At 42.4% G+C, this 11,874-nt stretch carries 11 protein-coding genes; all 11 read right to left on the bottom strand.

All coding sequences use genetic code 11. The features are described from left to right. Positions 1–109: 109 nt before the first annotated feature. The gene (locus AB2J24_RS04540; protein WP_162654170.1) at positions 110–790 is read right to left on the bottom strand and encodes a response regulator transcription factor; all 681 of its coding nucleotides are present in this window, start codon (positions 788–790) and stop codon (positions 110–112) included. 292 nt (positions 791–1,082) lie between these two features. After that, a complete protein-coding gene (locus AB2J24_RS04545; RefSeq protein WP_162654171.1) occupies positions 1,083–1,661 on the bottom strand; it encodes a transglycosylase SLT domain-containing protein in 579 nt (192 codons plus the stop codon). After that, positions 1,600–3,015: a flagellar hook-length control protein FliK gene (locus AB2J24_RS04550; RefSeq protein WP_367384611.1), complete on the bottom strand. Its 1,416-nt coding sequence runs from the start codon at positions 3,013–3,015 to the stop codon at positions 1,600–1,602. The genes AB2J24_RS04545 and AB2J24_RS04550 overlap by 62 nt, the downstream gene beginning before the upstream one ends. Next, on the bottom strand, positions 3,012–4,325 hold the full coding sequence (locus tag AB2J24_RS04555; RefSeq protein ID WP_367384612.1) for a hypothetical protein: 1,314 nt from the start codon (positions 4,323–4,325) through the stop codon (positions 3,012–3,014). Before AB2J24_RS04555 ends, AB2J24_RS04550 begins: the two co-directional genes overlap by 4 nt. A 26-nt stretch (positions 4,326–4,351) precedes the next feature. Beyond that, positions 4,352–6,022, bottom strand: a complete 1,671-nt coding sequence (locus tag AB2J24_RS04560) for a MotB family protein (protein WP_367384613.1) — start codon at positions 6,020–6,022, stop codon at positions 4,352–4,354. Continuing rightward, positions 6,019–6,645 carry a hypothetical protein gene (locus AB2J24_RS04565; RefSeq protein WP_367384614.1) on the bottom strand — a complete coding sequence of 209 codons (627 nt, stop codon included), beginning with the start codon at positions 6,643–6,645 and terminating at the stop codon, positions 6,019–6,021. The genes AB2J24_RS04560 and AB2J24_RS04565 overlap by 4 nt, the downstream gene beginning before the upstream one ends. 222 nt (positions 6,646–6,867) lie before the next feature. Then, on the bottom strand, positions 6,868–7,848 hold the full coding sequence (locus AB2J24_RS04570) for a flagellin (RefSeq protein ID WP_367384615.1): 981 nt from the start codon (positions 7,846–7,848) through the stop codon (positions 6,868–6,870). 253 nt (positions 7,849–8,101) lie between these two features. Continuing rightward, positions 8,102–9,082 (bottom strand): flagellin, encoded by a 981-nt coding sequence (locus AB2J24_RS04575; RefSeq protein ID WP_367384616.1) that lies wholly within the window; start codon positions 9,080–9,082, stop codon positions 8,102–8,104. A gap of 245 nt (positions 9,083–9,327) precedes the next feature. Further along, positions 9,328–10,308 (bottom strand): flagellin, encoded by a 981-nt coding sequence (locus AB2J24_RS04580; RefSeq protein ID WP_367384617.1) that lies wholly within the window; start codon positions 10,306–10,308, stop codon positions 9,328–9,330. Between the two features lie 299 nt (positions 10,309–10,607). Next, the gene (fliP, locus tag AB2J24_RS04585; RefSeq protein WP_420883616.1) at positions 10,608–11,345 is read right to left on the bottom strand and encodes a flagellar type III secretion system pore protein FliP; all 738 of its coding nucleotides are present in this window, start codon (positions 11,343–11,345) and stop codon (positions 10,608–10,610) included. Further along, on the bottom strand, positions 11,342–11,872 hold the full coding sequence (locus tag AB2J24_RS04590) for a flagellar basal body-associated FliL family protein (RefSeq protein ID WP_162654180.1): 531 nt from the start codon (positions 11,870–11,872) through the stop codon (positions 11,342–11,344). The genes fliP and AB2J24_RS04590 overlap by 4 nt, the downstream gene beginning before the upstream one ends. Positions 11,873–11,874: the final 2 nt, after the last annotated feature.

Here is an 11,874-nt window from a genome sequence, read left to right on the forward strand (position 1 = left end):
AAAGATCGGCCTTGCGTGAAACTGTCTGAGGGACCCTCAAAGGTTAACGTAAAACGGGGTCGATCTTTTGCAAAATCAACCCCGATAGCATGTTTATTATATCTGTTCTTTATTCCGAAGCCGTCCAATCAATACGATAACCAAGAAATCTCTTGGAATCGATTGGATCAAAATCAAGGCGTTTCCGTAGTTTTTTGCGCAGTTTACTAATGTGACTTTCGACAACATTTTCTTCTACATCTTCATCAAAAATGCCATAGATCGCATTAAAAATTTGTTGTTTAGTAACGCGGCGACCGCGGTTTGCAACAAGATATTCCAAAATACGACGCTCACGTCTTGGCAGAGGAAATGCTTCTCCGGCCACTTCCGTATCACGTCCATCAGAGTAAACACGGATTGTACCAATATCGGTAAAATTATTAAGAGCTGTCAGTCTGCGACGGATTGCACCGGCACGCGCCAAAATCTCTTTGGGATGAACTGGCTTTCGTACAACATCGTCTACACCGCTATCATAAAAAGCAAGCGTTGCATCAAGTGAAGGAGAGTCGCTTACAGCAATAACTGGTGCGGATGTTCTGCTCCGAATTGTTCTAGGTAAGTTTAACGTTTCGCCGCCTTGCCCTATTAAGAAAGCTTCGACTGCATCAATGTCCCCGTCTGCTGCAGTTTCAACCCATTCCCCGAATTCATTGCTATCAAAACTGGCAGAAGGAACTCCCTCCCTGCCAAAAAGTGATGCATATCCATCTTTAACCAGTTGTCTGTCATCTATTACTACTATCATTCGACCGCCTCCGAATCGTAGTTGTTTTCCGCTATGACAACAAAGTACGAATGGGGGTAATAACTCACAATTACCTTTTGTTAACCATAAATATTAATAGCAAATTAACCATAAAAATGGTGAAATTACTATATATAGTGGCTCATTACTGAAAAAGGCACAATCAACTTAGTTATTCATTAACAATTAGTTAACAGAGTTTAGCCGCATTAACTATTTAGAATCTAGTTTTGCACAAGGTTAAACTAACTAGATTTGTGTCAAAACTTTGACGGCGAATAAAAATCTGCGTTTAAGTGTTACAAAAACTGCGTGCTGGTTTAGTCCAATTCCCATATCCGGTCGCAACTAAATTTGATATCACCCGGCAAACATATTTCTTTTGCGCCGGATCATTATGTGGCCCGGCATGATATCGTGCTACAGCCATTGTCCATGTTTGATGTCTTTTTTTAAGTCGCGATAAAAATTTGGCGGCATATTCAACATTCTTTTTAGGATTCAACATTTCAGCTACGGAATTAAATTCTCGATGATGATAATGGTGATTAATTTGCATACAGCCAAGATCGATTAACTTCTTATTATTGGTGCGAGCACTGTGAAAAATATCCAAAGCATGGCGAGAAGATTTCGCATAAATTGCTTTACCTTCGATGTTCAAAGCATTTGGATGAAGTGAACCTTTTCGTCCGGTCTCAGTTAATCCAACCGAATAAAGTATACCCGCTGGTATTCCATATTTTTGAGCCGCCGCCATTATTTGATTTTCGCAACTCGCGCCAGCACTTGCCAGGTTAATGTGAAAACTAGAGATAAACACCGTTAGACAAATCAATGACTTGAGGTGTTGGGAGAATATCAGATTCATGGTTACCTAATTCTTGACTTTGACTATCGGAATTTGTTGAATTTGATTCACGACGTTCACGATCGAAATTTGACGAGGCCTCTTGTTCTGCCTGCCCTTGGAATGATTGCCCATTCTGCTGTTGACCTTGTTGCGCAAAACCTCGATCTCCACTCATCAGCTGAACATTAACTTGCTCGATTCCAAACCCCTGATTTTTCAACGTATTAACAATTGATGCGCTATCAGCACTTAGCTTGCGATAAGCCTCGACATTATCTACCTGCAGCTGAACCTGTAGTTCTTCACCTGTTAGTTTCATAACTGCTGTCACTACACCTAAATTAGCGGGAACAAGCTGAATCTTTAATGTATTGATCATCTTAGTTTGAGGCGTACTGTAGATAGGTTCAGCATTTTGCAGTGCTGCCTGACCACCCAATTGATGTGTATTGGTCAGAGCGTTAGCAATGTTAATGCCGTTAGATTGTGATATTGCCGGGAATACGCGTGCTTGCAAAACGTCCACACCCTCCACCTTTATTCCCGCTCTATCAACTTGATTCACAAATTGATTAGATCCGCCATCCTTTTGTTGATCAGCACCTTTGTCAGAGGATGTACCACCATTCGCCGAATTTGCAAGAATGGCAGAATTCACTGGCAATTTCCCTACATCAGAATTCTGAACATTACTTGTTTTTACGATATCTACAGTCGGATTTAACGCACTAACCGCGACCACATCCTCGCTTGCAGGCTTCATAATCCCACCCAAGTTCGCCACTTTTGAATTCGGTGAAAGAGGCGCATTTTCTGCTTTCACATCATTTAACTCGGGTTTCAATATTTGCTTATTTTCAGTGCTTTGCACCTTGCTATTCAGCTGCTGATTTAGCTTTGCAATAATTCCTTGATCTATCGGTGCTGGCTTACCATCTGTAGCTAAAATGATTTCGTCAATACTCTGCGTCGTTTCCTCCGGAGAGATTGTAATCACTTCAGTTAGAATTCCAGTCAAAGAATGGTCGATGTCATTAGCTTCGAGTTCAGGGCTAACTTCTAATTGATCTAAGTCTAAGTCCAACTCAACCTCAGGATTTGTGACGTAGGTATCCGGGTCGAACTCATAATCAAGCTTTATTTTTTCCACGGGATGACCAGACTCAGTCAACACATCAGCTTCAACTGCATGGCTATTTTCATTAACTGAATGAGCACTATTTTGAGAACTGCGAGAAGACGCAGGTTTATTTTCCGATAATTGTTTTGCAAAAGCGCCATCTCCGCCTTGAGAGTTCGAGGATGTTTTTCCTCTATTGTTCTGCACAGGGACTGAGGGACTACCAGTTAATGACGAAGCAATATTACTCAACTTTTATCTTCCTCTGCTGCTGCCTCAAGAAGTGCGTCGACTTCGTCGACTGTATTCATTCGGCCCTTCATATAATTTGCGAACTCAACATCGTTAGGTAATGCTAGTGGATCGTCGTTCACTACTTTTGGCGCTTCCGACAATTTTTTAAGGTTCACAGATCTCAACTCCGCTACTGCCAAATTTTTCTCAAGCTTATACTTTCGCGCTTGTGCGAGGCTTTGTTCTGTCGGTAATTCCAAAATTTGCTCTGCCAATGCAACTGCGGCGTCGTATAACGGCTTATCAATTGGCGATAAGCTGCGCCGCTTAATTGCTTTAATCTTGTCGTAGGCAAGTCTGGTTTCACCTAAAGAAAGATCTCTGATATTTGCGTAAAAATTAGATAATAACTCATAGTAGGCAGCATTTTCATCTTCAAATAAGTGAAGTTTTTGCAAAGCTTTCTTTGCCATAACACTATTGCCATCCACCACACCCGTACGAGCAATTCGTAAATATATTCTTTTTTGCTGATCGCGAGGCAGGTAAGAAATTATTTCATCAACAATCACTTCATCGATAGCCTCAAGATTTTGAACAATCATCTCAATAATTAACTGAGAGAATTGAACATTATACGGAGATTTGCTGAATCTACGTGCGTAAATATGAGCAAACTTTAAAGCCTGCCCCACCATATCGCTGTTAATAGAGATCAAAATCGAACGGCGCAAAGCAGCCTCTTCAATCAAAGACCCTGGAGAAGACAACCTTGCTAGATTAAATAGCTCAACAGACTTAATATCTTTCGCAGCTGCTTTAACATTGGCGGCTATAAGTGCGATATAGGGGCCAAGTGACGTATCGAGATATTCCTCAACAATTTCCTTCATTGGCTTTTTAGTTGTTGGCACTAATCCATTGAGGTAGGCGCGCATGATGCCGGTAATCTCTTCATCAAAGTAACCATAACGATCACGGGCAACAATTAAATCAAGCGTCTTAGGATTTCCGCCACTCATTGCATAAATCAACGCAGCATCTACATTTCGTGGATCGTCAAAATCTTCGGGTTGTGCTTCTCTTAATTTACGGTCAACTTGTTCAAGCAAAAAACGTTGCATGTCCATTGCCGAGAAATCACCTGCGACTACAGAATCCTGCACATATTGAAGTGATCTTACTAAGGTATAAAGTGGCGCGGAAAAGTCTTTCGCTTGTTGCTGCGCAAATATATCGGAGGGCTGTGAAATAAATAGACCAGCGCCGACTACAGTCGCGATGAGAAAACGCCTTGCCCCTGCAAATTTTCTATCATTTAACATCATCTGCGACCACAGCATTAGCTTAATGCTTATCCCTCTTGCGCTTCAATAAGGATTTCAATTCTGCGATTTAATTCTGAATATGGATCATCCGGAACCTTCAATCGGCGATCAGCAAACCCGGAAACTTGGGTTATTCTATCTTCAGGAATTCCGCCTCGTACAAGCATAAAATAGGCACTGTGAGCACGGGACATAGATAAACGCCAGTTATCGTTTCCACCGGTTGAAAACGGACGGGCATCTGTGTGCCCTCGAATAACAATGGATCCATCTCGTTCTCTCAAAATATTGCCTATTTTTTCCATAACTAAAATCATATCCCGTTTGGGGACCGCCGATCCTATATTAAACATTCCAACATTTGATTGATCTGTCAGTGACAAAAGCAAGCCACCTTCTGAGGAGGCAACTTCAATGCCCTCTGATAGTTTTCCAATTGAGCCACCAAGACCGGATTTTATTTCACTTTCAAGCTTTTGTGCTTCGGTCATCTGCGCCTGAGCTGTTTCAACCTTTGCGATCTCCTGTAGCCTGGTTTCGATCTCATCTAGCTTAGTTTGCAACTCGGCAATTTTTTTGACACCCTCTTTTGCGGCATCGTTCTTAGCTAATAACTCACCCATTCTTTCGGTTTCAGATGAACCAAGCTTTTGTTCTTTATCCTCTTTTACAAGTTCAAGAAGTTCCTCTGCTTCTTCCGTCGTTAAACGATCAACTACACCCTCTTCAATCAATCGATCTAACTCTTTGTTACCTTTTTCAAACAAAGTCGCCAGTTTAGTTGGATCAATCTCATCAACATTTGTATTGCCTTCAGGTAGAGTGTCAGATGTTTTATCATTCTCCGGCAGGTCCGTTATATGCCGACCTTCCTCGGCAAATGGCTGGCCGCCTTTTTCACCATCATATTGCGAAAGTCCCGTTTTACGTCCACCTGTATCATGATCGCTCAACCCGGCTCCAATCCGCTCATTATCACCAGCGCCGGCGTTTTTGTCGAATACATCACCCGCACCCAAATCAAGTTCAAAGTTACCGTTTGATTTAGCTGTTTCTTGCCCCTCTTGGGTATCGGTTGCCTCAGACGATTCTGCTGTCTCTGCTATATTTTCAGGATTATTGGAAACTTGTTTTGTCCAGAAATCTGGATCAAATGGGTCACGGTAGGCTTCGCCCCCCGAAGCGCCCGTAGCAGAGCCAGACGTTTGGGCGCCACCGTCACCTTTTTCAGAAATGTTGGATTCTTCCGCTGCTTCCATGACAATTTCGGATAAAACAGCATAGGGGTTCTCGAAATAATTGGCTTCGGAATTTTCAGATTCTTCACCGGCCGCCGAACCCTCTTGTTCACCATCTGAAGAACCATCACCTTGAGTTTTTTCTGTTCCATCAGACTCAATATCGGCTTCCGATTTTTTCTCTTTTTCACCATCACCACTTTGTTTTTTCACATCTTTTGAGGCAGGAGTGGAATCGGTCAATTTGATAGGATTGAAGTAACTGGCTACGGATGCCTTGGTGTCCTCGTTGGCGGCGTTTACAAGCCACATAACAAGAAAAAATGCCATCATCGCAGTCACAAAATCGGCATAGGCAATTTTCCAAGCGCCACCATGATGTCCGCCGCCGCCGCCTTGGACTTTTTTGACAATTATGATTTCGCCTTGCCCTTGATGGGTGGAGGTTTCGTCACTCATGACAGTTTATCTCCAAAATTCTGATGCCATTCGAAAAGACGTGTTTTTAATACAGACTGATCGATCTCAATTGTTAAATCAGCATTTTCCGCTTCAGCTAAATTGACCTGGTTTGTATTATCACCCAGGCAAATTTTGATTTTCTCAAGCAACTTACTCGGGCCAGTAATATCAATCTTTGAGCTTGGCTTGTCTATCAAAGCACTTTTGATAATTTCGTCCAGTTGCTCAATAGAACGCTTCACAAGATCTTCTTCAATGAACTGCATCAATATAGCACTTACTTCTGTCTTGACATTTTCTGCCACTAGTTCGATCTGGCTTGCTAATCCACTCATTAATTCTTGTGAAACTTGCGTGTAAATATCATTCTCTTTCTCGGCTAATTCATCCGCATGAGATTGTGTTAAAATCTCTAACTTAGCTGCGTGTTCTTCTGTCAGAGTTTGGCTAGCTGCCGTATACCCCTCTTGATAAGAAACAGCCCTCTCGGCTTCAACATCTACGGTGGTAGCCATAATCGGTTCGGCTTCACCTGTTGAAATTTCAGGTAAATCTTCTAGCTGTGGTATGCTACTTGTTGAACCAAAATCCTGTAAATGTTGTGCAAATGCAAAACTCATGAAACACCCAACTCTTCTATAAGTGCGTACCTATTTGTAGGTCTGCAGATACGGACCTTTTTCAGCCTGATTTTACGAAAGCAAACTTGTGCGAACATGAACGTAAAACGACCGCATTGGGGGCAATCCAATGCGGTCGATAAATCTACTAGAGCCATGACCGGCGACACTTCGTAGAAAATTTGTCTAACTAGTCTAAAAGTAAGAAGTTTTGTTCTTATCTTACTGGAATAGCTGCATAATGTTTTGAGAACTGGCGTTTGCGATCGAGAGCGATTGCACACCAAGTTGCTGTTGGGTCTGTAATGCTTTGAGCCGCGTCGATTCTTCGTTCATATCAGCATCGACAAGCTTACCAACACCTTTATCAATCGAATCCGTCAGATTGCTGACAAAGTCTGTCTGCATCTCAATCCGTTTGCTGATTGCACCAAGATTTGAGGCGGCATCAGTTAATTTATCGTAGATATGGCTTACAACAGCAATCATTTCTTCAACATCAGCATCGGCAGTTGTAGCTGCAAGAGTAATTTCTACACCATCACCAGCGGTACCACCGGCAGCTGTTGTTGCAGCAACCAAGACCCAGTTATCAGCGGTAGCGGCTGCAGCTGTCCCTGCAGGAGCTGTTCCCGCATAAGCAGCTGTTAGAATTCCAGCTTCTCCATCTGACGTATTGATAAGAACTGTTTTGGTGATATCAATATCTAGCTTTGTCAGAGACACAGAACCATCGGAAGCACGATTGAACGAACCCACGATTTGCTTGGCTGAAACTGCCGCAGCTGTGTCTGAATATCTCAACCAATTTTCACCAGAGAATGATGCTGATTCAGAAATGCTTTGAAGCTGGTTCTTCAACTCTGATAGCTCATTGTTGATTTTTGTTTTATCAACACCTGGCTCACGGGCAGCGACCAATTTTGCTTTGATTTCTGATACAACTTCAATTGAAGAGTTCAAACCAGTATAGGCTGTGTCAACCTTAGCAGCACCAAGACCAAGAGCATCTTGAACCGTTGAAAGTGCCTTGTTGTCTGAGCGCATTGTTGTTGCAATCGCCCAGTAAGCGGAGTTGTCTTTGGCAGTTTCAACACGATAACCTGAAGAAATACGGTTCTGTGTTGTTTCAAGATCCATATTGATAGATCTCATTGTTTGCAACGCAGCTAAAGCTGCATTATTTGTCATAATACTAGTCATTTGAAGATTGCCCCTTCAATTTACATGGGACATTCCGGCCCCTAAACCGGTAACAATGAATCGGCTTCATGCCTCTGGCGAAATACCCCCAGTCCATTGTTGGTCAATATAATATGAACGATTATGGTTAACGTCAGGTTAACACAAGGTTTAGGACTAAACGTTTATTTTAACACGAAAAAAGGCTGCGCATTCTGCGCAGCCTTCTTGAAATTCATTTATTGATTTTAAGAAAAAACCGAAGTTATCTTGATTATCTGAACAATGACATAATGTTCTGAGAGCTTGAATTTGCAATAGATAGAGCTTGAACACCAAGCTGCTGTTGTGTTTGCAAGGCTTTTAGTCGTGTCGATTCTTCGTTCATATCTGCATCGACAAGCTTACCAACACCTTTATCAATCGAATCCATCAGATTGCCTACGAAATCTGATTGCATCTCTATTCGTTTGTTAACAGCACCCAAATTTGATGCTGCATCAGTCAATTTATCGTAGATATGACTTACAACAGCAATCATTTCTTCAACATCAGCATCACTTGTTGTAGCTGCAAGAGTGATTTCAGTACCAGTACCAGCGGTACCACCGGCAACTGTCGTTGCAGCAACCAAGACCCAATTATCAGCAGCAGCAGCAGCAGCTGTTCCCGATGGAGCCGTCCCCGCATATGCAGCTGTTAGAATGCCTGCTTGACCATCTGCCGTATTGATGAGAATTGTTTTAGTGACATCAACATCTAGCTTTGTCAAAGACACAGAACCATCGGAAGCACGGTTGAATGAACCTACGATTTGCTTAGATGTCGCAGCTGCAGTTGTATCGGAATATTTTAACCAATTTTCACCAGAAAATGATGCGGAGTCAGAAATACTTTGAAGTTGGTTTTTCAACTCTGTTAGCTCATTGTTGATTTTTGTTTTATCAACACCGGGCTCACGAGCGGCAACCAATTTCGCTTTAATTTCTGATACAACTTCAATTGAAGAATTCAAACCAGTGTAAGCTGTGTCAACTTTCGCGGCACCTAGACCAAGAGCATCTTGAACCGTTGAAAGTGCCTTGTTGTCTGAGCGCATTGTTGTTGCGATCGCCCAATAAGCGGAGTTATCCTTTGCCGTTTCAACACGATAACCTGAAGAAATACGGTTTTGTGTTGTTTCAAGATCCATATTGATAGATCTCATTGTTTGCAACGCTGAAAGCGCTGCATTATTTGTCATAATACTAGTCATTAAGTGCCCCTTTTGACCATATACTCGAGGGACATACCGGACTTTTACACCGGTAATAACGTTGTGGCATCATGCCCTCTTACCATTCCCTATTAGGTAAGAACCGCTATTACGTAGTATGATTAAAACAGCATATGGTTATCAAAACTTTAAATGAAGATATATTATTTTACATAACAATAAAAAGACCACGCAATCTGCGTGGTCTCCCTACGATTAACTAAACTCCAACAATGAAAAAGCTACTATCTAAATAGTGAAATTACATTCTGTGGTGCACTGTTTGCAATCGAAAGAGCTTGAATACCAAGTTGTTGTTGTGTTTGTAGCGCTTTCAACCGGGTCGATTCTTCATTCATATCCGCATCGACAAGCTTACCAACACCTTTATCAATCGAATCCATCAGATTGCCAACAAAGTTTGTTTGCATCTCAATACGTTTATTAACAGCACCCAAATTTGAAGCTGCATCCGTCATTTTATCGTAGATATGACTTACAACAGCAATCATTTCTTCAACATCAGCATCACTTGTTGTAGCTGCAAGAGTGATTTCAGTACCAGTACCAGCGGTACCACCGGCGACTGTCGTTGCAGCAACCAAGACCCAATTATCAGCAGCAGCAGCAGCAGCTGTTCCCGATGGAGCCGTCCCCGCATAAGCAGCTGTTAGAATGCCTGCTTGACCATCTGCCGTATTGATGAGAACTGTTTTAGTGACATCAACATCTAGCTTTGTCAAAGAAACAGAACCATCGGAAGCACGGTTGAATGAACCCACGATTTGCTTAGAAGCAGCGGCAGCGGCTGTGTCAGAATGGCTCAACCAATTTTCACCAGAGAACGATGCTGATTCAGAAATGCTTTGTAGTTGATTTTTCAACTCAGTCAATTCGTTGTTGATTTTCTCTTTATCGACACCTGGCTCACGGGCAGCGACCAATTTTGCTTTGATTTCTGATACAACTTCAATCGATGATTCCATACCTGTATAGGCGATATCGACTTTAGCAGCACCAAGACCAAGAGCATCCTGAACTGTTGAAAGCGCTTTATTATCGGAACGCATTGTTGTTGCGATCGCCCAGTAAGCAGAGTTGTCTTTGGCAGTTTCAACGCGGTAACCAGAAGAAATACGGCCTTGCGTAGACTCTAAATCATTATTAATTGAACGTAGTGTTTGTAGTGCAGCTGACGCTGAATTATTTGTTAGAATACTTGTCATGAGATTGTCCCTTATATTACTCATTACTCAAAATCGGGACATACCGGATTTTATACCGGTGAAAGTTGGAATGGCATCATGCCGCTTGATCAATTTACAGTCGTTGAGATCAAGCCCGACTTGCACGATCAAAATGACTCGATTCATTTACAGAACCGCTAATTACATTGGTTAAGAAAATCTAAATTGGCAGAAGTGTGATTCTAAGTTAACAAGATGACTCCAACCGTAACGGATCCGAATCTTCTCGTTATCTTTCCGAATGTTGTGATTTCGTAAGCGTGGTGATTCTTGCTAATTTATATAAAAGAACGCACTAAACTGCCAACCAACAGGTTCCATCCGTCAATTAATACAAAGAACAATATCTTAAACGGAAGGGAAATTGCTGTTGGTGGGAGCATCATCATACCCATCGCCATCGTGATTGTTGCAACGACAAGATCAATCACCAAAAATGGTAATACAACGAGAAAACCGATTTCAAAACCACGCCTGATCTCAGATATCATAAATGCTGGCACAAGAACACGCATGTCAATTTTCTCGTCAGTCTCTGTTTGTTGACCTTGTTCAATTGCCAGATCGACAAATAGTGCGATATCTTTTGGTCGGGTATTTGCGAGCATAAAGTCCCGAAACGGCTCAGCAATTCGTTTAACGGCCTCTTCCTCATCGATCTGATCTTCAAGCAATGGGCTAACACCCGTCTCCCACGCTTTATCAAAAGTTGGCGCCATCACATAAAATGTCATGAACAGTGCCAAGGAGACCAAAATCATATTGGCTGGAGCCGATTGTAGACCGATACCCGTGCGCAATATAGAAAATGCGATTATGAATCTGGGGAAGCTTGTCACCATGACCAAAATGCCAGGCGCAAGGGATAATACCGTGAGCAGGCCAAACGTTCGAACAATCCAGCTCGCAACTGATCCTGTTAATGGCGTCTGAAAAAGTCCGCCGTCCGCTGTCTGAGCCAAAGCTGCTGTTGTGAAAACCATCATGGTCACAGCAACCCATAAAAATCGAATCATTCGATCACAAATGTCCTCACCAAAATATTTTCGACATTTCCTCTAGATCTTAAGACAGCACGCTCACGTAAATCTTCTCTGATATACCTAAATCCACGTGCACCCTGGATCTGTTGTAAAGAAAGTGTTCGCAAGTAGCCTAGCATATCTTGATGAATGAGTTCGACCATTTCGATGTCCGGTTCACCTTTAACCACAAGAGATACCTCCAATCGCACCCAACTGTCCGATGGAAATGCCAGATTTGTGGTAATTGGTTGCAACCGAATGAGATTTGGACCTTCCTCGCCGGCGATTGGAATTTCTTCTTCCTCACCGCCTTGGTTTTTCTCAATATTATCTATGGCTGTAGCAGCAGCTTGCATTTCTAAAGATTGCGGCGCCAATAACCCACCGACGAACCAACCGCCACCAGCGGCAATAACAGAAGCGATTAACACACCAACAATCGTAACGATGAGCGTCGACTTCTTACCATCGCCTTTACCGCTCTCCTCACCTTCATCTGGATCTATTAATTCTTCCATGA

Origin of the sequence: Lentilitoribacter sp. EG35, assembly GCF_040784015.1 — a bacterium.
In the GTDB taxonomy this organism is placed as follows: domain Bacteria; phylum Pseudomonadota; class Alphaproteobacteria; order Rhizobiales; family Rhizobiaceae; genus Lentilitoribacter.

Excerpts from the sequence above, each read along its gene's own strand:
- AB2J24_RS04580 (WP_367384617.1), bottom strand. The coding sequence starts at position 10,308 with ATGACAAGTATTCTAACAAATAATTCAGCGTCAGCTGCACTACAAACA.
- fliP (WP_420883616.1), bottom strand. The coding sequence starts at position 11,345 with ATGATTCGATTTTTATGGGTTGCTGTGACCATGATGGTTTTCACAACA.
- AB2J24_RS04575 (WP_367384616.1), bottom strand. The coding sequence starts at position 9,082 with ATGACTAGTATTATGACAAATAATGCAGCGCTTTCAGCGTTGCAAACA.
- AB2J24_RS04570 (WP_367384615.1), bottom strand. The coding sequence starts at position 7,848 with ATGACTAGTATTATGACAAATAATGCAGCTTTAGCTGCGTTGCAAACA.
- AB2J24_RS04545 (WP_162654171.1), bottom strand. The coding sequence starts at position 1,661 with ATGAATCTGATATTCTCCCAACACCTCAAGTCATTGATTTGTCTAACG.
- AB2J24_RS04555 (WP_367384612.1), bottom strand. The coding sequence starts at position 4,325 with ATGATGTTAAATGATAGAAAATTTGCAGGGGCAAGGCGTTTTCTCATC.
- AB2J24_RS04565 (WP_367384614.1), bottom strand. The coding sequence starts at position 6,645 with ATGAGTTTTGCATTTGCACAACATTTACAGGATTTTGGTTCAACAAGT.
- AB2J24_RS04590 (WP_162654180.1), bottom strand. The coding sequence starts at position 11,872 with ATGGAAGAATTAATAGATCCAGATGAAGGTGAGGAGAGCGGTAAAGGC.
- AB2J24_RS04560 (WP_367384613.1), bottom strand. The coding sequence starts at position 6,022 with ATGAGTGACGAAACCTCCACCCATCAAGGGCAAGGCGAAATCATAATT.
- AB2J24_RS04540 (WP_162654170.1), bottom strand. The coding sequence starts at position 790 with ATGATAGTAGTAATAGATGACAGACAACTGGTTAAAGATGGATATGCA.